Annotated in this window: 25 protein-coding genes; 18 read left to right on the forward strand and 7 right to left on the reverse strand. The window is 37.4% G+C overall.

Annotation, left to right across the window (positions count from 1 at the left end):
- Positions 1–736: 736 nt before the first annotated feature.
- From tpx to ACR65M_RS10335, 5 genes are all read left to right on the forward strand, one after another.
- Positions 737–1237: a thiol peroxidase gene (gene tpx / locus ACR65M_RS10315; protein ID WP_341330637.1), complete on the forward strand. Its 501-nt coding sequence runs from the start codon at positions 737–739 to the stop codon at positions 1235–1237.
- A 122-nt stretch (positions 1238–1359) separates the two neighbouring features.
- Positions 1360–2364 carry a class I SAM-dependent methyltransferase gene (locus ACR65M_RS10320; protein WP_440273268.1) on the forward strand — a complete coding sequence of 335 codons (1005 nt, stop codon included), beginning with the start codon at positions 1360–1362 and terminating at the stop codon, positions 2362–2364.
- A gap of 235 nt (positions 2365–2599) precedes the next feature.
- Positions 2600–3787 (forward strand): acetate kinase, encoded by a 1188-nt coding sequence (locus ACR65M_RS10325; RefSeq protein WP_341330639.1) that lies wholly within the window; start codon positions 2600–2602, stop codon positions 3785–3787.
- A gap of 135 nt (positions 3788–3922) precedes the next feature.
- Entirely contained in the window at positions 3923–4756 is an 834-nt protein-coding gene (locus tag ACR65M_RS10330; protein ID WP_341330640.1) for an EcsC family protein, read from the forward strand.
- Positions 4757–4759: 3 nt separating this feature from the next.
- Positions 4760–5281, forward strand: coding sequence for a MogA/MoaB family molybdenum cofactor biosynthesis protein (locus tag ACR65M_RS10335; RefSeq protein WP_341330641.1), 522 nt, complete (start codon positions 4760–4762; stop codon positions 5279–5281).
- 130 nt (positions 5282–5411) lie between these two features.
- On the opposite strand, the gene ACR65M_RS10340 is transcribed toward ACR65M_RS10335, so the two are convergent.
- Positions 5412–5723 (reverse strand): hypothetical protein, encoded by a 312-nt coding sequence (locus ACR65M_RS10340; protein ID WP_440273269.1) that lies wholly within the window; start codon positions 5721–5723, stop codon positions 5412–5414.
- A 185-nt stretch (positions 5724–5908) separates the two neighbouring features.
- Between ACR65M_RS10340 and ACR65M_RS10345 the strand changes: the two genes are divergently transcribed.
- A complete protein-coding gene (locus ACR65M_RS10345; RefSeq protein WP_440273270.1) occupies positions 5909–7117 on the forward strand; it encodes an argininosuccinate synthase in 1209 nt (402 codons plus the stop codon).
- Positions 7114–8490 (forward strand): argininosuccinate lyase, encoded by a 1377-nt coding sequence (gene argH / locus ACR65M_RS10350; RefSeq protein WP_440273271.1) that lies wholly within the window; start codon positions 7114–7116, stop codon positions 8488–8490. The genes ACR65M_RS10345 and argH overlap by 4 nt, the downstream gene beginning before the upstream one ends.
- Positions 8491–8649: 159 nt before the next feature.
- Here the strand turns inward: argH and ACR65M_RS10355 are convergent, their stop codons facing one another.
- Positions 8650–9099: a universal stress protein gene (locus ACR65M_RS10355; protein WP_341330644.1), complete on the reverse strand. Its 450-nt coding sequence runs from the start codon at positions 9097–9099 to the stop codon at positions 8650–8652.
- A gap of 211 nt (positions 9100–9310) precedes the next feature.
- Between ACR65M_RS10355 and ald the strand changes: the two genes are divergently transcribed.
- On the forward strand, positions 9311–10432 hold the full coding sequence (gene ald / locus ACR65M_RS10360) for an alanine dehydrogenase (protein WP_341330645.1): 1122 nt from the start codon (positions 9311–9313) through the stop codon (positions 10430–10432).
- 136 nt (positions 10433–10568) lie between these two features.
- The gene (locus ACR65M_RS10365; RefSeq protein ID WP_440273272.1) at positions 10569–11306 is read left to right on the forward strand and encodes a hypothetical protein; all 738 of its coding nucleotides are present in this window, start codon (positions 10569–10571) and stop codon (positions 11304–11306) included.
- A gap of 54 nt (positions 11307–11360) precedes the next feature.
- Here ACR65M_RS10365 and ACR65M_RS10370 read toward each other — a convergent pair whose 3' ends face one another.
- Entirely contained in the window at positions 11361–12455 is a 1095-nt protein-coding gene (locus ACR65M_RS10370; protein ID WP_440273273.1) for a M24 family metallopeptidase, read from the reverse strand.
- Between the two features lie 217 nt (positions 12456–12672).
- Between ACR65M_RS10370 and ACR65M_RS10375 the strand changes: the two genes are divergently transcribed.
- From ACR65M_RS10375 to ACR65M_RS10385, 3 genes are all read left to right on the forward strand, one after another.
- On the forward strand, positions 12673–13356 hold the full coding sequence (locus ACR65M_RS10375; RefSeq protein ID WP_440273274.1) for a metal-dependent hydrolase: 684 nt from the start codon (positions 12673–12675) through the stop codon (positions 13354–13356).
- 85 nt (positions 13357–13441) lie between these two features.
- A complete protein-coding gene (locus ACR65M_RS10380; RefSeq protein WP_440273275.1) occupies positions 13442–13684 on the forward strand; it encodes a hypothetical protein in 243 nt (80 codons plus the stop codon).
- Between the two features lie 357 nt (positions 13685–14041).
- Positions 14042–15352 carry a DRTGG domain-containing protein gene (locus tag ACR65M_RS10385; RefSeq protein WP_121447426.1) on the forward strand — a complete coding sequence of 437 codons (1311 nt, stop codon included), beginning with the start codon at positions 14042–14044 and terminating at the stop codon, positions 15350–15352.
- A gap of 52 nt (positions 15353–15404) precedes the next feature.
- Here ACR65M_RS10385 and ACR65M_RS10390 read toward each other — a convergent pair whose 3' ends face one another.
- The gene (locus ACR65M_RS10390) at positions 15405–15704 is read right to left on the reverse strand and encodes a YtpI family protein (protein ID WP_341330650.1); all 300 of its coding nucleotides are present in this window, start codon (positions 15702–15704) and stop codon (positions 15405–15407) included.
- A 117-nt stretch (positions 15705–15821) separates the two neighbouring features.
- Between ACR65M_RS10390 and ACR65M_RS10395 the strand changes: the two genes are divergently transcribed.
- On the forward strand, positions 15822–16763 hold the full coding sequence (locus tag ACR65M_RS10395; RefSeq protein WP_440273276.1) for a DHH family phosphoesterase: 942 nt from the start codon (positions 15822–15824) through the stop codon (positions 16761–16763).
- Between the two features lie 34 nt (positions 16764–16797).
- Here the strand turns inward: ACR65M_RS10395 and ACR65M_RS10400 are convergent, their stop codons facing one another.
- From ACR65M_RS10400 to ytrH, 3 genes are all read right to left on the reverse strand, one after another.
- Complete coding sequence (locus ACR65M_RS10400; RefSeq protein ID WP_121447429.1) at positions 16798–16986, reverse strand: YtzJ family protein; 189 nt, start codon at positions 16984–16986, stop codon at positions 16798–16800.
- Between the two features lie 150 nt (positions 16987–17136).
- Positions 17137–17667 (reverse strand): sporulation membrane protein YtrI, encoded by a 531-nt coding sequence (gene ytrI, locus ACR65M_RS10405; RefSeq protein WP_341330652.1) that lies wholly within the window; start codon positions 17665–17667, stop codon positions 17137–17139.
- A complete protein-coding gene (gene ytrH, locus ACR65M_RS10410; protein ID WP_099362160.1) occupies positions 17640–17978 on the reverse strand; it encodes a sporulation membrane protein YtrH in 339 nt (112 codons plus the stop codon). Before ytrH ends, ytrI begins: the two co-directional genes overlap by 28 nt.
- Positions 17979–18148: 170 nt before the next feature.
- On the opposite strand from ytrH, the gene ACR65M_RS10415 reads away from it, so the two are divergent.
- The 5 genes from ACR65M_RS10415 (at position 18149) to accA (ending at position 25923) form a co-directional block, all read left to right on the forward strand.
- Complete coding sequence (locus tag ACR65M_RS10415) at positions 18149–21520, forward strand: DNA polymerase III subunit alpha (RefSeq protein ID WP_440273277.1); 3372 nt, start codon at positions 18149–18151, stop codon at positions 21518–21520.
- A 213-nt stretch (positions 21521–21733) separates the two neighbouring features.
- A complete protein-coding gene (gene ystJ / locus ACR65M_RS10420; RefSeq protein ID WP_440273290.1) occupies positions 21734–22963 on the forward strand; it encodes an NADP-dependent malic enzyme in 1230 nt (409 codons plus the stop codon).
- A gap of 19 nt (positions 22964–22982) precedes the next feature.
- Positions 22983–23591 (forward strand): FadR/GntR family transcriptional regulator, encoded by a 609-nt coding sequence (locus tag ACR65M_RS10425; protein WP_440273291.1) that lies wholly within the window; start codon positions 22983–22985, stop codon positions 23589–23591.
- 494 nt (positions 23592–24085) lie between these two features.
- Positions 24086–24949 carry an acetyl-CoA carboxylase, carboxyltransferase subunit beta gene (gene accD, locus ACR65M_RS10430; RefSeq protein ID WP_121447432.1) on the forward strand — a complete coding sequence of 288 codons (864 nt, stop codon included), beginning with the start codon at positions 24086–24088 and terminating at the stop codon, positions 24947–24949.
- Complete coding sequence (gene accA, locus ACR65M_RS10435; protein WP_121447433.1) at positions 24943–25923, forward strand: acetyl-CoA carboxylase carboxyl transferase subunit alpha; 981 nt, start codon at positions 24943–24945, stop codon at positions 25921–25923. Before accD ends, accA begins: the two co-directional genes overlap by 7 nt.
- Positions 25924–26106: the final 183 nt, after the last annotated feature.

A 26106-nucleotide genomic window follows, 5' to 3' on the forward strand; every position in this document is an offset into this window, starting at 1 on the left:
CATCGTGCTCATGAAGAGGATTCCGTCCAAAAGTCATCCTGCATATCCCCTTCATTCAGCTTATGAAGAGGATTCAATTCAATAATCATCCTACATATCCTCTTCATCCGCCTTATGAAGAGGATTCAACTCAAGAATCATCCGGCATATCCCCTTCATTCAGCTAATGAAGAGGATTCAACTCAAGAATCATCCGGCATATCCCCTTCATTCAGCTTATGAAGAGGATTCCGTCCAAAAATCATCCTGCATATCCCCTTCATCGTGCTCATGAAGAGGATTCCGTCCAAAAGTCATCCTGCATATCCCCTTCATTCAGCTTATGAAGAGGATTCAACTCAATAATCATCCTACATATCCTCTTCATCCGCCTTATGAAGAGGATTCCGTGCAAGAAACTGAATGCATTTCCTCTTCATTCAGCCTATGAAGAGGATTCTGCCCAAGATTCTGAACGCCTTTCCCTTCTCAGCCAAACTAATTAAGTGCGTATCAAACTTTTTCGCCTATCCTCAAATTCAGTCCCCAAAACTCTACTCTACTGAGCCCACCTACACTAAGAAAAAGGAACCTAATACCTCAAAACCTCTATACTCACTTCCTGCTAGAACCGATATAAAAAACTGACTAAACACAAGGATTTACTTAACAAATATAAAACCAAATAATTGCAATTGTGGGAGATAAAAGATATGATTTACACTGTACATAAAAATTTAAGGAGGATTTTGGTAAAATGGCAAATATCACATTTAAAAACAATCCAGTCACTTTATTGGGGAATGAAGTAAAAGTTGGGGACAAGGCTCCTGATTTTACTGTATTAGCAAACGATTTATCACCAGTATCACTTGCAGACTCAAAAGGATCTGTTCGTTTAATTAGCGTTGTACCATCACTTGATACAGGTGTATGTGATGCACAAACTCGTCGTTTTAACGAAGAAGCAGCCGGTCTAAATAATGTTAAAATCTTAACAGTCAGTGTTGATTTGCCATTTGCACAAAAACGTTGGTGTGGTGCAAACGGTATTGAAAATGTTCAAACTCTTTCCGACCACCGTGATCTTTCTTTCGGAGAAGCTTATGGTGTAGCAATTCAAGAACTACGCTTATTGGCTCGCGCAGTATTTGTTGTTGATAGCAACGATACTGTAACATATGTGGAGTACGTTAGTGAAGCAACAAACCATCCAAACTACGAAGCAGCCCTAGAAGCAGCAAAAGCAGCTAACTAATAGATTAAAACGAAGAGGATCCCAATCATGTTTGGGGTTCTTTTTTTAACTTTGTTGAACTACACCACGATTTCTTTTAAAATAGAGTGATATGTCGAGAGTTCGAAAAAAGGAGTAAAACAATGGCACAATTATCCGCAGTTGAAAAACTATTTACCGTTATCGATAACACATCAATGATCTTGGTCGAAGAATTATCATGTACTTATCTTGAGGCAGTTGCAGAAACAGGCGAAAACCTCTTCCAAAACACGATTCTTCAGGAGGAGGTAAGTGAAATATCAAAAAAGCGTATTGAGAAAGAATACAGCCAGGTAAACCTAAAACAATATTCTGCTGAAGAAATTCGCAAAGCCTATCAGCTTGCTGCTTTAAAAGGGATGAAAGAGGCGACCCAACCAAACCATGAAATGACTCCAGATGCTGTTTCTATTTTTGTTGGATACCTTGTTTCAAAATTTACAGAAGGCTGGAAGGGATTTAGTATCTTTGATCCGGCAGTAGGTACAGGAAACTTACTCACAACCGTACTTAATCAAAATCAATCAAAAGAAATTGAAGCCTCAGCTATCGATGTTGATGATCTCTTGGTTAAAGTGGCATATGTAAGTGCAAACCTGCAACAGCACTCCATTCAGTTTTATAATCAAGATAGTCTACAGCCATTATACATAGACCCAGTTGATGTGATTGTTTGTGATTTACCTGTCGGTTATTATCCGAATGATATTGGAGCGGCTAACTTTGAGCTGCATGCTAAAGAAGGTCATTCGTATGCCCATCATCTGTTCATCGAGCAAAGTCTTAAATATACGAAAGAGGGTGGCTATTTATTTTTCTTAGTTCCTAATCATTTATTTACAAGCGAATATGCTAAGGAATTAAATGCATTCCTCAAAGAGAAATCCGTTATACAAGGGATGATTCAGTTACCTTTATCCTTATTTAAAAATGAAAATGCTGCTAAAAGCATCTTTGTCATTCAGAAAAAGGGGCCAGAAGTAAAGGCACCAAAGCAAGCGTTACTTGTCAATTTACCGAAGTTTTCAAATCGAACGGCAATGGCAGGTATCATTAAACAAATTGATGATTGGTTTAAACAAGAGAAACACGAAATTAAACTATAAATGTTTGAGCACGGAGACCCCACTAATGGGGTCTTTTTTTGAATTGTAGCGTTTTCTATTATCTGAATTAAAGAACTTTATGGCGAAAACGGTACCAATTAAGAACTCTCCTTGAAATGTTTTGGTACCGATGTTTAAATGAAAATGGTATCTATGAAACAATGTCGTTTTGCATAGAATAATGTAGAGTAAAAATTTACATACATGTATAGATTTAAACAAAGGAGCGGACATAATGTCGAAAATCATTGCCATAAATGCAGGAAGCTCGTCACTTAAATTTCAACTATTTGAAATGCCGAGTGAAGAGGTTATTACAAAGGGGATCTTCGAACGGATTGGACTTGAGAAGGGAATTTTCACAATCTCAGTTAATGATGAAAAACAAACAACTGAAACAGAAATTCCTGACCATGCTGTTGCTGTAAAAATACTCCTTGATAAATTGACAGAATTAGGGATTATTCAATCGTTGGATGAAATCGACGGGATCGGTCACCGGGTTGTTCATGGAGGAGAAACTTTTGCAGATTCAGCCGTGATTACGAATGAGGTTATTGATGAAATAGACAAGCTATCAGAATTAGCTCCATTGCATAACCCAGCTAATTTAACAGGAATTAAGGCATTTAAAGAAGTATTACCAAATGTTCCAGCGGTAGCCGTATTTGATACAGCATTTCATCAAACAATGCCTGAGAAATCATTTTTATACAGCCTTCCTTATGATTACTATAAAGACTATGGAATTCGAAAATATGGTTTCCACGGAACATCTCATAAATACGTTTCACAACGTGCAGCTGAAATTTTAGAAAGACCTGTAGAACAGCTTCGTATATTGTCTTGCCATCTTGGTAATGGTGCAAGTATTGCTGCAATTGAAGGTGGAAAATCAATTGATACATCTATGGGCTTTACACCGCTTGCTGGTGTAACAATGGGGACACGTTCCGGAAATATTGACCCGGCATTAATTCCATTTATCATGGAGAAAACAGGTAAAACTGCAGATGAGGTTTTAGATGTTTTAAATAAAGAAAGTGGAATGCTTGGCGTTTCTGGATTTTCAAGTGACTTACGTGATATTGAGTTAGAAGCAACTGAAGGAAATAACCGTGCTGAATTAGCTCTTGAAGTATTTGCAAGCAGAATTCATAAATACATTGGATCATATGCAGCACGTATGCATGGTGTTGATGCAATTATCTTTACAGCGGGTATTGGTGAAAACAGTGATACCATCCGTGCAAGGGTATTAACAGGACTTGAATTCATGGGTGTATATTGGGATCCAGTTTTAAATAAAGTAAGAGGTAAGGAGACTTTCATTAGCTATCCACATTCACCTGTGAAGGTTATCGTTATTCCTACGAATGAAGAAGTCATGATTGCTCGTGATGTTATGCGTTTAACAAAATAAAGGATTTGAAGGACAAACTCTTAGTGGGTTTGTCTTTTTCCTTTTTCTAACGGTTGATTCTCCTCCTAATGGTTTTCGGTTTTTTCTTTGTGGTGGTATAATACACATAGTGAATGCTGGAAACGGAGGATGATTATGGGTCTTACCGAACGAGAAATACAAATTTTAACCGAGATTGAAAAATGGTCGGATCAAATGCAACATGAGCAAACCGATTTTGAAATGACGTATGACAAATGGCTGGAAAACTCGTTAAGCCTTATCCCTGAGAATGTACGAACGGAGTTCTTTTCAAAATTAGATAATTGGCTATTCCATTTACATGCCATACTTCAAGGAACACAAATTCAAGTGGATGCAAGGGAGCGTCTTATTCGTTCGGCACGTGTTTTTAATCAGGATATTGAAGAAATATCTGATTTAAAAGAATTAACTATAGATCAGCTTATATATTTAACCGAAAACCAGATTGCGAAGCATCGCCTTTATTCTTTTGCACAAGGGGGCCTATCTGGTACAGGGGGACTTCTCCTACTTGGAACGGATATACCTGGGATAACGGTCCTTAATCTTCGTATTGTTCAACTCATTGCGATGACATATGGTTATGAAGTAAATACACCATATGAAATGATGACATCTTTAAAAGTGTTTCATGCTGCTACGCTGCCAAAGCGCATGCGCTTCCAGGGCTGGGAGGAACTCACCCAGGGAACTGATGGGTCTAACCAGAACCAATACTTTTATAATGGATCAGAGGACTTAACCGACGAAACTTGGCTTGAACTCCCATTAAAACATATTGTAAAAGCGGTGGCCATTTCAATTCTACGAAAGCGGATGATACAAGGAATTCCTCTTGTTAGCATGGCGATTGGGGCAGGAATGAATTATCAACTAACAAGACAGGTTAGCGATTATGCCCATAATTATTACCGTTTACGTTTTTTGAAGGAAAAGGAGTATTAAGAAATGAGCGTTCAAGAGCATAAAAAAGCTACACCCTCCTCAGTCAGATGCAAAGTGGTTACAATAAGTGATACAAGAACGAAAGAAACAGACAAAAGTGGTAAGCTTATGATTTCGCTACTAGAGGAAAATAATTTCAAAGTCTTACAATATGAGGTTGTAAAGGATGAGGAATCTTTTATCGAAAAAGTGATACGTGAAGGCTGTGAACATGAAGAGATTGATGTAATTTTAACAAATGGGGGCACTGGAATCGCTAAACGTGATGTCACAATTGAAACGGTCACAAAATTATTAGATAAAGAAATTGTCGGGTTTGGTGAACTGTTTCGAATGTTAAGTTATACAGAGGACATAGGCTCAGCGGCTATTCTTTCAAGAGCAATTGCCGGTGTTAGCAATGATACAGCGATCTTTTCAACACCAGGTTCTTCCGGTGCTGTAAAGCTTGCAATGAATAAATTAATCCTACCGGAACTTGGCCATGTTGTCAGTGAAATAAAAAAGGATATCAAAAAGGTCTAATCATATTGGATTAGACCTTTTATATTGTCTAACTCGAGGAGCCGTCTGCTCGAGGTCATAAGCCAGTCGCTTCTGAAGGTTAGGCTCGTCTTATGGTTGTCACCGGTAAACAGGATCCTTTCGCATTTATTTATTGGTGAATTTTTTTAGATATTCCTTGATTCATTCTATACCATATCCATAAATCATTAATGATGGACGCACAATCGGAGATTTCGTTGTTTAGTTCACATGAACGGACAAAATCAAGTTCATTGCCGAGTTGTTCTTGTTTTTCGTTAATAATGGTTTCAATTTCTGCAATTCGATCAGGAATATGTCCTCTGATTTTTTCCCAATGGAACAAGATAAGCTGCTGTGTTTCCACTGTATATTCTTCCCACTCTTTTTCTAAATACGGTAGAAGAATCCCAAGTCGGTCATTAAAATGAAAAAAATCCATTATTACCACCCCTCGTAGGTCTTGCTATCATTTTACAATACTACTAATTTATATTCTATCTTAAAAGAATTTTTTTATTTTTCTCAGTTTACTATTGAAAAAAGTAGAAAGAGTTGCTAAAGTAATACATTATAAATGTATAAATATAAAATCAGATGAATTAATATTCGAGAGGGAGATACAACATGAGCAAAAAGAAAGTTGTTTTAGCATATTCAGGTGGTCTAGATACAAGCGTTGCAGTTAAATGGTTACAGGAGCAAGGATATGAAGTCGTTGCTTGCTGTTTAGATGTAGGTGAAGGAAAAGACCTTGCCTTTATTAAAGAGAAAGCTATTACAGTTGGAGCCGTATCTTCATACGTAATTGATGCGAAGGAAGAATTTGCAAATGAGTTTGCGCTTGCTGCATTACAAGCACATACCCTTTACGAAGGAAAATATCCGTTAGTTTCTGCTTTATCTCGTCCGCTAATCGCGAAAAAACTCGTTGAAGTAGCTGAACAAGAAAATGCTGTAGCCGTTGCACACGGTTGTACTGGGAAAGGTAATGATCAAGTTCGATTTGAAGTCTCAATTAAGGCATTAAATCCTGACCTTGAAGTATTGGCACCTGTTCGTGAGTGGAGCTGGTCTCGTGAAGAAGAAATTGAGTATGCGAAGAAGCATAATATTCCGATTCCAATCAATCTAGATAGCCCATTTTCTATTGACCAAAACCTTTGGGGACGTAGTAATGAATGTGGTATTTTAGAAGATCCATGGGCTGCTCCTCCAGCGGATGCATATGAATTAACAGCAGCTCTTGAAGAAACACCAAATACACCTGACATCATCGAAATCGATTTTGAACAAGGTGTTCCAAAGTCGATTAATGGTCAACAGTACCCATTATCTGAATTAATTCTTGAATTAAACCAAATCGCTGGAAAACATGGTGTAGGCCGCATCGATCATGTAGAAAACCGTCTTGTAGGTATTAAATCTCGTGAAGTTTACGAATGTCCTGGTGCGATGACTTTAATTACAGCACATAAAGAACTTGAAGACCTTACACTTGTAAAAGAAGCCGCTCATTTCAAACCAGTCATCGAACAAAAGCTTACTGAATTAATTTACAATGGGCTTTGGTTCTCACCACTTAAGGATGCATTACTTGGTTTCTTAAAGGAAACACAAAAAAATGTAAATGGAACTGTTCGTGTAAAACTATTTAAAGGTCATGCAATTGTAGAAGGACGTAAATCTGAAAATTCATTGTACGATGAGAAACTTGCAACTTATACTTCTGATGATGAGTTCGATCATAATGCAGCAGTTGGATTCATTTCATTATGGGGCTTACCAACAAAGGTTAACAGCATTGTAAATAACAGTAAGAAGGTTGAAGTATGAAAAAGCTTTGGGGAGGAAGATTCACAAAAAGTGCGGAAAGCTGGGTAGATGAATTCGGTGCATCGATCTCCTTTGATCAGGAACTGGTGAAGGAAGACATCGAAGGAAGTATTGCACATGTGACAATGCTGGGGAAATGCGGCATTGTTTCTATGGAAGAAGCAACTACTATTAAGTCGGGGCTACTTACCTTATTAGAAAAAGCCAAAAGTGATGAATTAGAATTCTCTGTTGCAAATGAAGATATTCATTTAAATATCGAGAAGATGCTAATTGATGAAATTGGACAGGTTGGTGGAAAGCTTCATACGGGAAGAAGCAGAAATGACCAAGTTGCAACAGATATGCATTTATATTTGCGACAACAGGTAGACGAAATCATTCATCTTGTCGAGGAGCTTCAAGATGCAATCGTGGAACAAGCGGAGCAACATGTAGAAACAATTGCTCCTGGTTATACCCATCTACAAAGAGCACAGCCTATTTCATTTGCCCATCATCTATTAGCCTATTATTGGATGCTTGAGCGTGATAAGGAACGCTTAACAGACTCGCTAAAGCGAATCAATATATCCCCATTAGGGGCAGGTGCTCTAGCGGGTACCACGTTTCCGATTGACCGATACTACAGTGCTGAGCTTTTAGGATTTGAAAAAATCTATGAGAATAGTATTGATGCTGTTAGTGACCGTGATTTTATCATTGAATTTTTAAGCAATAGTTCAATGGTTATGATGCATCTATCACGTTTTTGTGAAGAATTGATTTTATGGTCCTCACAGGAGTTTAACTTTATTGAGATGGATGATGCTTTTGCAACGGGAAGTAGTATTATGCCACAGAAGAAGAATCCGGACATGGCTGAACTTATTCGTGGTAAAACAGGAAGAGTTTATGGAAATCTGTTTGGCTTATTAACGGTTCTCAAAGGAACACCACTTGCTTATAACAAAGATATGCAAGAGGACAAAGAGGGCATGTTTGATACTGTGAAGACGGTAAAAGGATCTTTGAAGATCTTTGCAGGAATGGTTTCAACAATGAAGGTGAAAAAGGAAGTAATGGCAACAGCTGTTAAAAAGGATTTCTCCAATGCGACAGAACTAGCTGATTATTTAGCCTCAAAGGGACTACCATTTAGGGAAGCACACGAAGTGGTAGGAAAGCTTGTGTTAATTTGTATTAAACGTGGTGTCTTTTTAAGCGATTTACCACTTGATGTGTTGAAAGAAGCTTCTTTATTATTTGAAGATGATATTTATGAAGTATTGCTGCCTGAAACAGCTGTTGCTCGCCGCAAGAGTGCAGGCGGTACTGGCTTTGAAGAAGTACGTAAGGTTTTAGAGAAAATAAAACAAACAAAAAAATCGTGATTGATTCACGATTTTTTTGTTTGTTTAATGATCAAATGCGCCTTGGCGTATTTGCGCCAGATTTTTTTCGAGCTTGCTCGAAAAATTTCCTTTGAAAAATCGTGGCATCCGCCGGAGGCATTAACTTAATCAGTTGGGTTACAAACCTAACTGATTAAGTTAAAGGTCTTTCTCTGTTCGTACAACCATAACATCACATTTTGCATATCGTGTAATATTTTCAGATACACTGCCTAATAGGAAGCGCTCGACAGCATTTAACCCAGTTGCACCACATATGATTAAATCGATATCATGTTTTGGTGCAATTTCTTTAGCGATTTTTATTTTAGGTGAACCGAATTCTAGTATTGTTTCGATGTCATCAATACCAGCTTCACTTGCAATATCCTTATATTGATTAAGTAATTCTTTTCCATATTGCTCTGATTGTTCTGTTAAATTGTATTGATAAGCTCCTATCGTCGCAAACTGTTTTAAATCAATTATATGAGTAATACTAAGTGTGGCATGATACCGCTTGCAAACATCGATTGCTTTCTTAAATGCCCATTCCGCTTCCTTTGAACCATCAACAGCTACAAGAACTTTTTTATAGGTAACTAGCATTTTTTAGCCCCCTAAAATATAAAATTATCTTTCTACATTTATTATAGTCCTGGCAAGAACATTGAATATCATACATAATTGTATAATATTTGAACTTTTCCTTGATTATTAGGAAGAAAAATACTATTATGTAAGTGTTTTCATCATTGTTGTAATCGTATTTTTAGTTCAAGTAATTAATCTATTGAAAATGAGATGAGGAGTGTTTTTCATGCGAATTGGTGTACCTCGGGAGATAAAAAATAACGAAAACCGTGTTGCAATGACTCCGGCAGGTGTTGTGAATCTTGTAGGCTTCGGTCATGAAGTGTATATTGAGACAAATGCGGGGCTTGGATCTGGTTTTACGGATGAACAATATGTTAATGCAGGGGCTACCATTGTTAGTACTGCAAGTGAGGCATGGCAAGTGGACATGGTTATGAAGGTAAAAGAGCCACTTCCAGAGGAATATCAATATTTCCGTGAAGGCTTACTCTTATTTACATATTTACATTTAGCTGCAGAGCCTGAATTAACGAAAGCTCTAGTCGAGAAAAAAGTAATTGGGATAGCATATGAAACAGTGCAGCTCCAAAACCGTTCACTTCCATTACTAACCCCAATGAGTGAAGTTGCAGGAAGAATGGCAACTCAGATAGGCGCGCAATTTTTAGAAAAGCCACATGGCGGAAAAGGGATTTTACTTGCTGGTGTTCCAGGCGTTCATCGTGGTAAAGTAACGGTTATTGGTGGAGGAGTTGCAGGTACGAATGCAGCTAAAATGGCAATTGGTCTTGGTGCCCAAGTGACAATTATTGATTTAAATCCTGAGCGACTTCGCCAGCTTGATGACATTTTCGGTGCGGATGTAACTACACTAATGTCAAACCCACTTAACATAGCGGAAGCGGTTGAGGAATCAGATCTTGTAATCGGTGCAGTCCTCATTCCTGGGGCAAAGGCGCCAAAACTAGTAACGGAAGAAATGATTAGAACAATGACACCAGGTTCTGTGGTCGTAGATATCGCGATTGACCAAGGCGGAATTTTTGAAACGACAGATCGAATAACAACCCATGATAATCCAACATATGTCAAACATGACGTGGTTCACTATGCAGTTGCGAACATGCCTGGAGCTGTACCACGTACATCAACGTTTGCACTGACAAATGTAACCGTTCCATATGCATTGTCAATTGCTAATAAAGGATTTAAACAAGCTTGTATAGAAAATGATGCGTTGTTTAAAGGGATTAATACATTAGATGGATATGTTACCTACAAGGCAGTTGCAGAAGCACATGGAACTTCTTACTCAGATGCAAAAACACTCTTAGAAAACAGATAATTTTTTGGGGATACCTTTCCTTAGGTATCCCTTTTATGTTCTTAATCATTGTCACCATTTTTTATGCATAAAAATAAGATAAAGAAAGTCTGAATGAAGACAAACGTCTACCTAACTAGTAAGGGAGTGCTGAAAAATGGGTTCATCTGTTTATTATAATGAATCGTTAGCCCGATTTGTTCATCGACCAGCTAGTTCCTCACCAGATAATCCAAATCAACAAACTTATTATTCTAATTTTGTTTCTGAACATATTAAACAGCAGGAAAAATATAATGGGCTCGTCAAAGAGTACATTAAAAGTAATGAAGGGCTAATCAAGCATTTAGCAGAAGAACAAAAAGGACTACAACGCCAGTTTTTTAAATCTGAACAAAATCAAATGGAGAAGGATGAAAAGTTCTCTAAAAAAATAACGGAACAGAAAAACTTATTGGAGGTATTTATTGGCTTTATGAAGAAACAGGAAAAATATAATGAGACAACTGCGAAGCAACAAGTGGATCATAAAGAACAGCTTGAAATTCTCCAAAAAATTGTACAAAATCAAGAACTATTTAACAATAAAGTCTCTGAAAATATTAACCTAGTGAAAAAGCAATTTGACCAAATTATTGATTCTCTAAAAAATCATGAAATAATAAATGAAACCATTGCTAATTACTTTGAGAAAAATGACGAAAAAGACCAAGAATTTGCATCAACCATGATAGAGCAAAAGGAACTATTTTTCAAGGTACTAAATGGTTTACAGGATAATAAAGAGCAATACGATATTTTATTTGATTATTTACGTAATCAGGATAATTTTAACCATAAACTGTTTGAATACCTCTGCTCACAATTTGAGGAGGAAAAAAATGCAGTGAATTAGGAAATCTCACGACTAATAAAGTACAAAAAGGACCGCTCAGGGTCCTTTTTTCATTTATTTTATGAGTAGTTCCTTAGGGAATTTTGTAAGTGTTTGGGCTCCATCAGCGGTGATAATCATATCATCTTCAATTCGAACTCCGCCAATTTCTGGAGCATAGATTCCTGGTTCAATTGTAAATACCATACCCTTTTGTAAGAGCATATCATTTGTTTCATTCATAGAAGGAAATTCATGAACATCAATTCCAAGTCCGTGTCCAATTCGGTGGGTAAAATATTCACCAAATCCAGCATTGGATATAATGGTACGAGCTGCACGATCGATATCGCCAATTCTGGTTCCTGGCTTACAAATATCCACCGCTGCTAATTGAGCTTTTAACACAGTGTCATAAACCTCACGTTGTTGGTCAGAGACCTCTCCAAATGCAACTGTTCTAGTTATATCGGAGCAATAACCATCAAGAACAACACCTAAATCGAAAAGAACAAAATCTCCTTTTTGAATGGTTTCAAGTCCAGGTTTTCCATGTGGAGCTGCGGTTTTTAAACCTGTTAGTACCATTGTATCAAAGGACATTTGACGGATTCCTTTTTTCTTCAATTCAAATTCAATTGTGGCAAGAACATCTAATTCTGATTTACCTTGGGCAATTGCATGTACACCCACTTCTACTCCATAATCCGCAAGCTTTGCTGCATCTTCTAGAATAGAAATCTCTTTCTCTTCTTTAATCATCCGTAAAGTATGTAATTTTTCCTCAGCAGAAACGAAAGATGTGGATGGGAATAATTTTTGAATTTGTTCAAAACGATCAACGGTTAAATGTTCTTTTTCAAGAGCTAATGTAGAGACAGTAATGTTTCGTTTAGATAGTGAATTTTGGATGAGTTCCCATGGATTATCTGTATCACTATATCCAATGATTTCATATTCCCAGCCAGCATTACGTGCTTGGGCAAGTTCCATATTTGGACAAATTAAAATGGGCTCTTCCTGTTGAAAAACGAATAAACCAAGGAGTCTTTCGTGTGGTTCGGTATAAAAGTTTGTTAAATAAAATACGTTTGGAGTAGACGTAATAAAACTACATGTAATGTCCTTTTCTGTTAACCAACTAGAAAGTTGTTGTAATCGTTGATTCATTCATAACACTTCCTTTTTAATAATAAGGGACATTTTTTATTTTAGCACTTTGTGGAATGAAGCGGAAGGTGTGAGCCTTTTCCTATTATCATATTCGTTTTTGGAGCAGGGTTTGTTTTACGAAGGAAAAGGGTATAAAAAAGAAGGAAAGTAAGCTTTTAAAAAGAAGTACTATATAGTAAGGTTCCGATATAGAATTATGGAAGGGGAGATACATATGAAAGTATCCTATCATGGTCATTCTGTTGTAAAAATTGAAACAGGTGGAAAAACGATCATCATTGACCCATTTATCACAGGAAATCCTAATACAGATTTAAAAGCATCTGAGGAAAAGGTGGATGTCATTTTACTTACACATGGTCATGGAGATCATGTCGGAGACACTGTAGACCTTGCTAAACGCAACTCGAGTCTTGTGGTAGCGCCAAATGAACTTGCAGTCTATTTAGGCTGGCAAGGCTTGAATGTACATCCAATGCATATTGGTGGTGCCCATCAGTTTGATTTTGGGAAGGTAAAGTTTACCCTAGCCTTTCATGGTTCAAGCGTTGAAATTCCTGAAAAACAGGAATTTGTATACACAGGAATGCCAGGTGGTATCTTGTTTAGTGCTGAAGGAAAAACAATCTACCATGCAGGAGATACCGCACTATTCTATGATATGAAATTGATTGGTGAGCTTAATGAGATTGACGTTGCCTTTCTACCAATTGGAGATAATTTCACGATGGGACCAGACGATGCGCTAATTGCAGCAGAGTGGTTAAAAGCAAAAACTGTCGTGCCAATTCACTATAATACTTTCCCTGTTATTAAGCAGGATGCGGACGATTTTGTCTCAAGACTTACATCTGCTGATGGCAAGGTTTTAACAGCAGGTGACACAATTGAATTGTAAATCGAACAAAGGCGTGAGGAATCACGTCTTTTTTTTATGCATGCTTCATAGAATGATACAAGCATAGGCTAGAGGAGGTAAAAGGATGCATAATAGATTGTTACTATGTTTATTGCTCTGTGGTGTCTTACTTTACTACGGGGTTCCTAGACTATCAATCGGGGCGGAAGGATTAGAAGGAGTATTCGCTCTTTCATGGTTAGTTTTTGCCTTGATTGTAGTTAGTGGAAATTTAATTGGGTTATTATATAACCCGAAGTCTGCTCAGAAAACGACAAGTCCACAAGCAGTCTCTGCAAAACGTCGACAAAGAATGCGGAATTACTAATATCTCCATAACTAATAAAATTGAATAAACCTTGCTTCACCCGTATAATAAGATATAACTTTATTCATCAGAAATTCTCTACTTCTATTAGTGAGAATGAATGCCGTTAGAGTAACTAAATTCAGTATGGGAACAAACTTTGGCTGAATAAAGTTACTGCCTCCGGTGGATGCCACAGATTTTCAAAGGAAACTTTTCGAGCATAGGATCAAAGACGAATAAGAACGCCACGTCCTGTGGCAACGTCTTTGTGACCCACCTCGTGTGGGCCTAAAAAATCTGGGCGCAAATACGCCAAGGCGCATTTGATAGAATTTAACGGACTAGACAAAGAATGATTATTAGAGGGTGAAGAGCTTGGCGACAAAGCATGAGCAGATTTTACAGTATATTGACACACTTCCGATTGGTGAGAAAATTTCAGTTCGACAAATTGCAAAGGATATGAAAGTGAGCGAAGGAACGGCTTATCGAGCTATAAAAGATGCGGAAAATAAGGGATACGTGAGTACTATTGAACGTGTCGGAACCATTCGTATTGAACGAAAAAAGAAAGAAAACTTCGAAAAGCTAACTTTTGCTGAGGTTGTCAATATTGTTGATGGACAAGTGCTTGGGGGAAAAGCAGGGCTGCATAAAACACTCAATAAATTTGTTATCGGTGCTATGAAACTAGAAGCAATGATGCGTTATACAGGTGCAGGAAACCTTTTAATAGTTGGTAACCGGACAAAGGCACATGAGTATGCTTTAAATGCAGGAGCTGCTGTTTTAATAACAGGTGGTTTTGACACAGAAGATGAAGTGAAAAAGCTTGCAGACGAGCTCCAACTTCCAATTATTTCGAGTAGTTATGATACGTTTACGGTTGCGACTATGATCAACCGTGCTATCTATGACCAACTTATAAAAAAAGAAATTGTCTTAGTTGAGGATATCTTAACGCCAAAAACTGAGACGGTAAGCCTCCATACCTCGGATAAGGTAGAGAAATGGTATGAACATAATATCGAAACTGGTCATGGTCGCTATCCTGTTGTTGATAATCAATCAAAGGTTGTTGGAATGGTAACAGCAAAGGATATTATGGGACAGGACCTGAATACGCTCATTGAAAAGGTGATGACCAAACAACCAATGACTGTTAATGGAAAAACATCGGTTGCATCTGTATCACATATGATGGTGTGGGAAGGTATTGAAATGCTGCCAGTCGTGGACCAATCGAATCGTTTGCAAGGGATTATTAGTCGTCAGGACGTACTAAAGGCTATGCAAATGATTGGTCGCCAACCTCAAGTAGGAGAAACGATTGATGATATCGTGACAAATCAATTCGTGGATATTTCTGCTGATGGTGAAGCCATATATCAATGTGAAGTAACTCCACAAATGACAAACCACTTGGGCACTATTTCCTATGGGGTATTTACAACGATTGTCACTGAGGCAGCAAGTAGGGTATTAAAATCCTTTAAAAAGGGAGATTTGGTTATCGAGAATATGACGGTTTATTTTATGAGACCCGTTCAAATTGATAGTCTAATGGAAATTCATCCAAGAGTTCTAGAGGTTGGAAGAAGATTTGGTAAGGTTGATGTTGAAGTTTTCCATGGCGGAGTCGTTGTAGGAAAAGCTATGATGATGGCACAGCTAATTGAACGATAAGGATAAGCAGGAACAATAAAAGACGCTGTTACGCGTCTTTTTCTCGGTCTAATTAACTTTGTTGTTCAGCTTCTTTAAGTACGTATGGAAGATAATGCTTATAAGCACGAATGCCTGCCCAAATGCTTCCACCACCAACTAATAGTAGGACTGTCCCAATTACATATGAGATTGTAGATGGATGAACGAAATACGTATTTAAACCAAATAGCGCAACAAAAAGTCCTAAGGCAATACTAGATTTCGCTGAGAGCCATTGTTTTTCAATTGGACGTCTTGTGCGGAAGTATTTTGTTTTATAATAAAAATAAAATACAAGTGCAAATATGATTAGAAAAACGAGAATTTGCATGAGAAGTTTCCTCCAATTCTAGATTACTATACCTATTGTAACCAGAACCAATTCAAATTGCTAGTGAATAGAATGTGGAAACTTGGTGACGAAAAGAAGCGAAAAAGGAGAACTCTAATGATTCAATCTATTCTTAAAACAATTAGTGATTTTGAGACAATCATCATTCATCGCCACGTACGACCAGACCCTGATGCCTATGGCTCACAGTGTGGTCTAGCAGAAATTCTAAAAGCATCCTACCCTTCTAAAAAAGTTTTTGTTGTTGGAGAGGATGAACCCTCCTTACTTTTTCTAAAGGAAATGGACCAAGTTTCAGATGAGATGTATGAAGGAGCATTAGTGATTGTCTGTGATACAGCTAACCAAGGCAGAATTTCAGACGAGCGGTATAATCGCGGGAAAAAATTAATTAAAATCGACCATCATCCCAATGAAGATCCATATGGAGACCTTTTATGGGTGGATACAAGTGCCAGCTCTTGCAGTGAGATGGTCTATGAGTTTTACCTCCAAGGGAAGAATCACGGATTAACTCTTTCAACGGATGCAGCGAGACTTCTTTTTGCTGGAATTGTAGGAGACACAGGTAGATTCTTATTTCCTAGTACAAATCCAAAGACATTTACATACGTTGGAGAATTAATTGAATTTGGTTTTCATTTTCCAGATGTTTACGAAAATTTATATAAAACAAAGGAAAATGTAGCACGCCTAAGTGGCTATGTCCTTCAAAATTACAAAGTCACCGAAGATGGTGTAGGGTCTATGGTAATTTCAAATGAGATCCTGAAAGAATACAAAGTAACGCCTACAGAAGCATCTCAATTGGTTAGTAACTTAGGAAATATTGAAAATATTAAGGCATGGGTGTTTTTCGTGGAGGAAAAAGAACAAATCCGTGTTCGCCTGCGTTCTAAGGGACCTGTGATAAACGGGGTAGCAAAAAAATACAATGGTGGTGGGCACCCACTTGCATCAGGAGCCACCATTTACTCGTGGCAAGAGGTAGAAAACGTCATTTCTGACCTACGGAAGGTATGCAATCAGGTAAACTAAAAAAATAAAGTCGCTCCATTTGCGTGCGACTTTATCAGCTATCTACTTTTACGGGAATGAACCATGAACCTAGATCTGTTACTTCTTCAAGGACATTGAGGTCTAATGCTTGAATTTCTTTTTTTAACGCATTTACAACTTCTGGGGATTCTGCATAAGCTGAATACCCTTTTTTGATTCTAGCCATTTTTTCATTTAATAATTTTCTCCGGTTAATATACATAAATTCCCTCCTTAAGTGTTTTCTTTTATTTTATTGCATTTTTGCCTAAAAATGCTACATTATTTTTAAATTTTCTAAAAATTAATACATATTTGTAACAAAATAGTCACTTTTTCCTAAATCAAAAAAAGCCTCCGGAAGGAAGCTTTGTCATTTAACAAGTTCGATATTTAATGAAATTTCAAGTGTTGTATCGACAAAAACCGTGTGGATTTTGAGTTTGTAAGTTTTATCATCCATTTCGTAAAGTCTATTTTCAATTGTTCTAAAAAGAAGTTCTTTGTTTTTCGATAATGATTGAATATCCTGTCCGATTAATGAGTTAAGGTCCTCCAACACAGCGGTTTTCATATGGTGGAGATCCAGTGAACTGAGTTCTACTTTTTTTCTGTTCGCAAACACGATTTCAAAATCTTGGATTTTTAACTTGCTTTTATTTTCTTCATTTAGCTTTTTTGCATCTTCAATTAAAATTTCTTTGCTTTTTTTTAAATCGGCAATTTCAAGCTCTTGTTCTGATATTTTTTGTATTTGTTTATCTTGCAGTATCCCAAATTGAAATAAAAAGACAAACCAGCTAATCAAGGCACCGATTACGACACCTGCGAAAAATCGTTGCCAGCCTGGTTTTTGATGATAAGGGGGGACTCTCATTATGATATATGCTCCTGGGTGAACCATTCAATTATTCTCCATCCGAATTGTGCTCCACCCATAGCAGAAACAATTAGCAGAAATTGTTTAAAAACATCTTTCGTTTGACCTAAAAATATTCCTCTTTCAAAACTATAAAAAGCATCAAATGTTCCACCAATTGCAGCAACAAGTGCCCAAATCTTTAACTTGCTGGCAACCGAATAGATTTCAGATAAAGGCGCTTGACCCGAAATGAAGGCTCCAAGACCTCCAATAAGGGAACCACCTAAAAGTACCCCAAGTGCAATAAAAAAACTATGAATAAATGCAGGCATAAACGCCTCTTTTACTTCCATATGGACACCTTCTTTTAAATAATTGTAGTTGCGGAAGCTTTTAATACATGTATATGGACAAACAATCCATTCTATGAGTTTTGTTTTGCTTGTTTCATAAATAGGTCTATAATTGAAATATCAAATAGGTGGGACGAAGAAATTAATTATATGAAAAAGGTGTGATTTGATTGCCTTTTGTTCATCTTCAGGTTCAAAGTGCGTATAGCCTGTTATCAAGTGCTGCAAAAGTTGAAGCCTTGGTTGAAAAAGCTAGCAGCTTAGGGTTTAAAGCATTGGCATTAACCGATGAAAACATAATGTATGGGGCGATAGCCTTTTATAAGCATTGCAGGAAACATGGTATTAAGCCGATTATTGGCATGACGGCTTCGGTATTATCAGAAGAGGAACAAGGTCATGAAATGGCTTATCCGGTTGTATTACTTGCAAAGAATAATAAAGGTTATCAAAATCTATTAAAAATTAGCAGTGCTATTCAGACAAGGTCAAAGGTTGGAATCCCAAGAAGGTGGCTTTCGCAATATCGAGAAGGAATCATTGGGATTTCTCCTGGTCGTGAAGGAGACATTGAACGAAGTATTAAGGATGGAAATTATGAAGAAGCCATTCGACGAGCAAATTCTTATAAACAAATTTTTGAACCGGATAGTTTTTACTTAGCCGTTCAAAATCATAACTTGCGAGAGAATGTACAGGTCAATAATAAACTATTCCAAATTGGAACAGAACTAAAAGTCCCATTAGTTGCTACAAACCAGGTTCAATACATAGATCAAGAAGATTCATTTGCTCATGAATGCTTATTGTCGATTAAAAACAATACAAAACTATCAGATGAAAATCGAGTTGTTTTTCCAAGCAACGAATATTATTTAAAGAGTCCATCACAGATGAGTGAGCTTTTTTCTGATACTCCAGAGGTTCTTGAAAATACATTGCGGATTGCTGAGCGATGTAATGTGGATATAGAATTAGGGAAATTTGCATTACCCAAATATCCAGTACCAAATCAAGAATCTGCAGAGGATTATTTATCACGAATATGTTTAAAAGGATTGCATGAAAGATATCACGATCCTACGGATGAACAGTTTGAAAGACTTCAATATGAGCTTCAAGTAATCCGAAAAATGAATTTTAGTGATTATTTCTTAATTGTTTGGGATTTTATGAAGTATGCTCATGAGAAAGGAATAGTGACGGGTCCAGGAAGGGGTTCTGCTGCAGGTTCTTTGGTGGCATATGTTTTGCATATCACTGACGTTGATCCACTCGAACATCAATTATTATTTGAACGATTTTTAAACCCAGAACGAATCTCTATGCCTGATATTGATATAGATTTTCCTGATAATCGACGAGATGAAATGATTGAGTATGTTTCAAAAAAATACGGCAGACTTCATGTTGCCCAAATTATCACGTTTGGAACTTTAGCTGCAAGAGCTGCATTACGTGATGTTGGAAGAGTAATGGGTATCTCTCCTAAGGAGGCAGATTTTCTTGCCAAACAAGTTCCCAGTAAGCTCGGAATTACCCTACAGCAAGCATACGAGGAATCACAGGGATTACGGGACTATATTCAAAATATAGAAATTGGACGGAAAATCTTTGAAACAGCAAAAAAAATTGAAGGTCTTCCTAGACATACTTCTACACATGCGGCTGGTGTTGTGATTAGTGAACAGCCATTAACTGAATTAATTGCCATTCAAGATGGACATAATGAAATCTATTTAACGCAATTTCCGATGGAAGTGCTTGAAGAAATTGGCCTCTTAAAAATGGACTTCCTAGGACTACGAAATTTAACGTTGATTGATAATATTCATTCCTTGATTCAACGGGGAACTGGAAAGAAATTGGATCTTTCTAAGATAGCAATGGATGATCAAAAAACATTTGCATTGTTAGGTAAAGGAGATACAACGGGGGTATTCCAACTCGAGTCAAGTGGAATGCGCAGTGTTCTCGTAAGGCTTAAGCCAAGCGAATTAGAGGATATTGTTGCTGTAAACGCACTATATCGGCCGGGCCCAATGGAAAATATTCCGCTCTATATTGCTAGGAAACATAAAAAGGAACCGGTTCAATATCCGCACCCAGACCTTGAACCCATACTTGAGAAGACATATGGCGTGATTGTGTATCAAGAGCAAATTATGCAGATTGCTTCTACAATGGCTGGTTTTAGTCTTGGAGAGGCTGATTTATTGAGAAGGGCCGTAAGTAAAAAGAAAAAAGAAGTACTAGATAAAGAAAGACAACATTTTGTGCAAGGTAGTTTAAAAAAAGGATACACCGAACAAACAGCAAACGAAATTTATGACTTAATCGTTCGGTTTGCTAATTATGGGTTTAACCGAAGCCATGCTGTTGCTTACAGTATGATTGCTTATCAGCTTGCCTATTTAAAAGCAAACTATCCGCTCTATTTTATGGCTTCATTACTTACAAGTGTAGTAGGTAATGATGACAAGCTTGGGCAATATATACGAGAATCCAAACAAATGGGGATTTCCATTTTGCCCCCATCTATTAATAAAAGCTATTATCCTTTTAATGTAGAGAAAAAAGCAATCCGTTTTAGTTTGGCGGGAATTAAGAGTGTAGGGGTTGCAGCCTTAAAGGAAATTATTGAGACGAGAAAAGTTAAGCCTTATTCAGACCTCTTTGATTTCTGTGTCAGAACATCGATGAGGAGTATTAATCGTCGTACAATAGAAGCGCTAATTTGTTCAGGAGCCTTTGATGAATTCGGGGAACACCGAGCGACTCTATTAGCAACTTTGGATGTTGCGATAGAACATGCTGAACTCGTACGACCAAAAAATGATGAGAATCAAGTCGAAATGTTTTTTGAAGATGATTTTGGACTTAAACCTAAATATGTAGAGGTTGAACCTTTTAAGGAAATGGAAAAACTGCGCTTTGAAAAGGATGCACTAGGTTTCTACTTATCAAGTCATCCAATCAGTAGTTATTCGGCTTATCTAAAGAAGCACGGAGCAATCTCGATTTCGGAAGCTTCACATTATCTACATCAAAATGTTGTGATAGGTGGATTCATTACAAAAGAAAGAACGATTCGTACAAAAAAAGGCGAGGTAATGGCCTTTTTGACGGTTAGTGATGAAAGTGGTGAATTAGAAGGAGTTGCATTTCCAAGAACCTACACACAGTCGGCAAAGCTTTTAAAAAATGATGTTTTAGTTTTACTAAAGGGTAAGCTTGATAGTCGAAATAATCAACTACAACTGATTATTAATCAAGTTGGGGCCTTACCCGATAAAATCGAGATGCCGGAAGATGAAAAGAAACTTTTTGTCAGAATGGAAAAAAAGGTTCAAGCAGCTCAAGTACTAGTACACTTAAAAAAATTATTAAAGCAATTTCCTGGGGATACCCCAGTGGTCTTGTATTATGAAGAAACGCAAAAAACAATGCAGCTTCAACAAGAACTATGGGTTACTCCTAATCAAGAATTTTTATCCGAATTAAGAGAATTGATGGGACCTCAAAATGTGGTGATTCACTAATAAACCACTTTACATGACCAGCAATTATGTTATATTGTAATAGAAAAGCGAAGTGGCCATACCACTTATTTTTGATTAATTAGAAAATTCTATTTTACCAGCTTTATTCATAATATGTTGTACAAGATTTAACTACCTAATTAATATGACAAACAACTGGTGGGAAAATTGCTACTACCAAGTTGTCTTTATAACAAGGAGTGAAATATGGAAATGACTCTAAGAGAAGAAGCTCTACATATTCATCAAATTCATAAGGGTAAGCTTGAATCAAAGTCAAAAATACCAGTAAGAAATGCGAAGGATTTAAGTTTAGCTTATTCACCGGGAGTAGCTGAACCATGTAAAGCTATTTATGACGATAAGTCTAAAGTGTATGAATACACGATGAAGGGGAATATGGTAGCGGTAGTATCTGATGGGACTGCCGTACTTGGATTAGGTAACATAGGTCCAGAAGCTTCTCTTCCTGTAATGGAAGGAAAGGCTGTGCTATTTAAGAGCTTTGCAGGAGTAGATGCATTTCCAATTTGCTTAAACACAACAGATGTTGACAAGATTGTGGAAACAGTCAAACTATTAGAGCCTACTTTTGGTGGAGTCAACCTAGAGGATATTGCAGCTCCGAATTGCTTTGTGATAGAAGAGCGTCTTAAGAAAGAAGCGAATATACCAGTTTTTCATGATGATCAACACGGAACCGCAATTGTTACAGTAGCGGGATTAGTGAATGCATTAAAGCTGGTGGGCAAGAAAATGTCAGAAATAAAAGTTGTTGCAAATGGAGCAGGTGCTGCAGGCATTGCAATTATTAAGCTTTTATATCGCTATGGAGTCCGCGATATCATCATGTGTGACTCTAGGGGTGCTATTTATGAAGGGCGTACCTATGGAATGAATAACGTAAAAGCAGAAGTAGCGAAATATACAAATCGCAACCGTCTAGAAGGCACTCTTGCAGATGTCCTTGCGGATGCTGATGTCTTTATTGGAGTGTCTGTTGCAGGAGCACTAACAACTGATATGGTAAAGACGATGAATCAGGACCCAATTATATTTGCTATGGCGAATCCTAATCCTGAAATTATGCCGGATCAAGCATTAGAAGCGGGTGCTAAAGTTGTTGGTACAGGAAGATCAGATTTTCCAAACCAAGTAAACAATGTTCTCGCATTTCCAGGAATTTTTAGAGGAGCTTTAGATGCAAGAGCAACTCATATAAATGAACAAATGAAGATTGCGGCTGTAGAAGCAATTGCATCATTGGTAAGCTCTGAAGAACTACGTTCAGATTATGTAATCCCTGCACCTTTTGACCCACGTGTGGCACCTGCTGTTGCAGCAAGTGTGGCTAAGGCGGCAATGGAGACAGGTGTAGCTAGAATTACTGTAAATCCAGAGGAAGTTGCAGAGAAGACACGTCGTTTAGCAATCATTGAATAATGGATTGGAAGAGGTTAATGTGACATCTCCTAACTCTAAGGTTTACATTGAAATTGTTAAGAAAATTAGGTCCATCATTCAAGATGATGGACTTTCCGCTGGTGATAAAATTCCGTCTGAGCGGGAACTTTCCGAGCGTCTAAATGTAGGTCGTTCCTCTGTTCGGGAAGCACTAAGGTCATTAGAATTATTAGGCCTCATAGAGACAAGAAGAGGTGAAGGTACTTTTTTAAAAGATTTCGGTGATCATCAACTGATTCATTTATTAGGTACCTTCATAATTCAAGGAGATAAAACAAAGGGTGATCTCCTTGAAACAAAACAAAGTCTTGAAAAATCTTGTATCGAAATAGCATGTCCTAAGATGAACGAAGAGATGCTTACAGAGTTGGAAGAAAAGCTTTGGGATACTGAGGACCCAGAGGAATTCCTTTTTAAATCTATTGTAGAAGCGACGAATAATCGATTATTACTACGAATATGGGTCGTCATATATGAATATGTTAAGTTTATTTATGAGGAACAGACTCATGTAATAAACAAAGAAGGCTTTGAAGAGTTAGTAACTGGACTACGTGAAAAAGATGTGGCAAGAGCTCTATCTGCCTATGAAAAAATAAAATTGTAGAGGATGTTCAAAAATTCCGGTGAAAATGACACGTCTAATTTCTGCGTAAACTGCTCCAAGTACATTGTGAATAACCTGGTTATACACTTGCGTCTATTAGATTATTCAAGATGTCAATGCCTCAGCGCAAGGCTGCAAAGGAGTTAACTCAAGCAGTTGCCTCGCTCCGGTACTCAAAGTTGCGCCGCCTTGAAATTTCGACGCACAGGCTGTGCTAGTGTCGACAAGACATGAGGCCGTGGCGTTCTTGTCGACGTGGTCCTTTTCATCCTTCTTTTTGAACACTCTCATTTGTAGGAATTTGTCGTGTTTTTGTTGACATATTCCTACAAAAAATAAAGAAGACATTCAGTAAAGTATAAGTACATGCTTTTTTGGCAACGAAGGAAGATATAAGATTTTCCTTTTTTTCGTTACACAACTTTTTGTCTTAATATAAGCAGATAAACTAAGTCGAAAAAGCTATTCTATTGAAAGTGTGAGGAGGTTCCTTTTTGCTAAAAGACTTTTTTGTAAAAAAGAAAAAATATGCTTCAATTCCTTCGGAACAAGCTAGACAAGATGTTCCAGAGGGTATTATGAGCAAATGTCCAAATTGTAAAAAAATAATGTACACGAAAGAATTAATGAAAAACGATAAAATTTGTATGAACTGTGACTATCACTATCAAATGACTGCTTATGAAAGAATCGATAGCTTACTTGATGAAGGATCTTTTATCGAACTTGATAAAGAAATGGTTTCTGAAAATCCGCTAGACTTTCCTGATTATCTTGGAAAACTGAAAAAGGACCAAGATAAGACAGGTATTAATGAAGCCGTGGTAACCGGTGAAGGTACTATTGAAGGAAATCGTATCGTTTTGGCAATCATGGATTCAAGCTTCCGTATGGGAAGTATGGGTTCTGTTGTTGGTGAGAAGATTACTAGGGCAGTTGAAAAGGCGATGGAATTGAAGGTTCCATTTCTTATTTTCACAGCTTCTGGCGGTGCAAGAATGCAAGAAGGTGTTCTAAGCCTAATGCAAATGGCTAAAACAAGTTCCGCATTAAAACTATTTAGTGATCAAGGTGGCCTCATTGTTTCAGTCATGACACACCCAACAACGGGTGGTGTATCTGCAAGCTTTGCATCATTAGGTGATTTTAATTTCGCAGAACCTGGTGCCTTAATTGGATTTGCAGGTAGAAGAATCATTGAACAAACAATTCGCGAAGAACTCCCAGAAGACTTCCAAACAGCTGAGTTCTTATTAAAACATGGTCAACTGGATGCTGTTATTCATCGTCAGGATTTAAAAGATACATTAGCAAATATTGTTGATATTCATATGAACGGGGGTGCGGTTAATTGGTAGGTGAACTAGAGTTTGAGAAACCAGTTGTAGAATTAAAGAAAAAGATTACTGAGTTAAAAGAATTTACAAGCGATTCGAATATGGATCTAACAGATGAAATCTCAAAACTAGAAACAAGACTTCAAAAACTGGAGAATGAAATTTATAGTCATTTAAAACCATGGGACCGCGTTCAAATTGCCCGTCATCCAGAAAGACCGACTACCCTTGATTATATTGAACGCATTTTCACAAATTTTTTCGAGTGTCATGGTGACCGTTACTATGGCGATGATGCTGCTATAGTAGGTGGTATTGCCAAGTACCACGGTTTACCTGTAACTGTAATTGGACACCAGCGAGGTAAAGATACAAAGGAAAATATTAGAAGGAATTTTGGAATGCCACACCCAGAAGGATATCGTAAAGCACTACGTTTAATGAAGCAGGCTGAAAAATTTGGTCGTCCAATCATATGTTTCATTGATACGAAGGGCGCATATCCAGGCAAAGCAGCCGAAGAACGTGGTCAAAGTGAAGCTATTGCAAAAAATATTTTTGAAATGGCAGGCTTAACGGTTCCTGTTATATGTATTGTAATTGGTGAAGGTGGAAGTGGTGGAGCACTAGCATTAGGTGTAGGAAATCAAATTCATATGCTCGAAAACTCAACCTATTCGGTTATTTCTCCTGAGGGTGCTGCTGCACTACTTTGGAAAGATGCAGGACTTGCTAAAAAAGCTGCAGAGTCTATGAAAATAACAGCGCCAGACTTAAAAGAACTAGGGGTTGTAGATGAAATCATCCCGGAAGTAAGAGGTGGAGCTCATAAGGATGTTGCAGAACAAGCAGCTTCCATCGATACCGTTCTCTTACAATCATTAAAAGAATTACGCAAATTAAACAAAGATGAGTTAGTTCAGCAACGCTATCAAAAATATAAAAAGATAGGCCAATTTACAATAGCTGAAGAAGAGTTTATCGGAGTTCAGTAATAAAGTGGACGTGCATCTAACGAAATGTTTAGGGCACGTTTTACTTTGTTTCCGCATAATTAGAAAACGATTGAATAAATCGAAATTCTTCGAAATCGGAAAGTGATATTCAACTGATTTTAAAATATACACAGTATTCAAAATTCCCCCTACATAGTATTCTATTTAATTCTCGATTTTTCT

Source organism: Ferdinandcohnia sp. SAFN-114 (assembly GCF_059415045.1).

Excerpts from the sequence above, each read along its gene's own strand:
- tpx (WP_341330637.1), top strand. The coding sequence starts at position 737 with ATGGCAAATATCACATTTAAAAACAATCCAGTCACTTTATTGGGGAAT.
- ACR65M_RS10320 (WP_440273268.1), top strand. The coding sequence starts at position 1,360 with ATGGCACAATTATCCGCAGTTGAAAAACTATTTACCGTTATCGATAAC.
- ACR65M_RS10325 (WP_341330639.1), top strand. The coding sequence starts at position 2,600 with ATGTCGAAAATCATTGCCATAAATGCAGGAAGCTCGTCACTTAAATTT.
- ACR65M_RS10330 (WP_341330640.1), top strand. The coding sequence starts at position 3,923 with ATGGGTCTTACCGAACGAGAAATACAAATTTTAACCGAGATTGAAAAA.
- ACR65M_RS10335 (WP_341330641.1), top strand. The coding sequence starts at position 4,760 with ATGAGCGTTCAAGAGCATAAAAAAGCTACACCCTCCTCAGTCAGATGC.
- ACR65M_RS10340 (WP_440273269.1), bottom strand. The coding sequence starts at position 5,723 with ATGGATTTTTTTCATTTTAATGACCGACTTGGGATTCTTCTACCGTAT.
- ACR65M_RS10345 (WP_440273270.1), top strand. The coding sequence starts at position 5,909 with ATGAGCAAAAAGAAAGTTGTTTTAGCATATTCAGGTGGTCTAGATACA.
- argH (WP_440273271.1), top strand. The coding sequence starts at position 7,114 with ATGAAAAAGCTTTGGGGAGGAAGATTCACAAAAAGTGCGGAAAGCTGG.
- ACR65M_RS10355 (WP_341330644.1), bottom strand. The coding sequence starts at position 9,099 with ATGCTAGTTACCTATAAAAAAGTTCTTGTAGCTGTTGATGGTTCAAAG.
- ald (WP_341330645.1), top strand. The coding sequence starts at position 9,311 with ATGCGAATTGGTGTACCTCGGGAGATAAAAAATAACGAAAACCGTGTT.
- ACR65M_RS10365 (WP_440273272.1), top strand. The coding sequence starts at position 10,569 with ATGGGTTCATCTGTTTATTATAATGAATCGTTAGCCCGATTTGTTCAT.
- ACR65M_RS10370 (WP_440273273.1), bottom strand. The coding sequence starts at position 12,455 with ATGAATCAACGATTACAACAACTTTCTAGTTGGTTAACAGAAAAGGAC.
- ACR65M_RS10375 (WP_440273274.1), top strand. The coding sequence starts at position 12,673 with ATGAAAGTATCCTATCATGGTCATTCTGTTGTAAAAATTGAAACAGGT.
- ACR65M_RS10380 (WP_440273275.1), top strand. The coding sequence starts at position 13,442 with ATGCATAATAGATTGTTACTATGTTTATTGCTCTGTGGTGTCTTACTT.
- ACR65M_RS10390 (WP_341330650.1), bottom strand. The coding sequence starts at position 15,704 with ATGCAAATTCTCGTTTTTCTAATCATATTTGCACTTGTATTTTATTTT.
- ACR65M_RS10395 (WP_440273276.1), top strand. The coding sequence starts at position 15,822 with ATGATTCAATCTATTCTTAAAACAATTAGTGATTTTGAGACAATCATC.
- ACR65M_RS10400 (WP_121447429.1), bottom strand. The coding sequence starts at position 16,986 with ATGTATATTAACCGGAGAAAATTATTAAATGAAAAAATGGCTAGAATC.
- ytrI (WP_341330652.1), bottom strand. The coding sequence starts at position 17,667 with ATGGTTCACCCAGGAGCATATATCATAATGAGAGTCCCCCCTTATCAT.
- ytrH (WP_099362160.1), bottom strand. The coding sequence starts at position 17,978 with ATGGAAGTAAAAGAGGCGTTTATGCCTGCATTTATTCATAGTTTTTTT.
- ystJ (WP_440273290.1), top strand. The coding sequence starts at position 21,734 with ATGACTCTAAGAGAAGAAGCTCTACATATTCATCAAATTCATAAGGGT.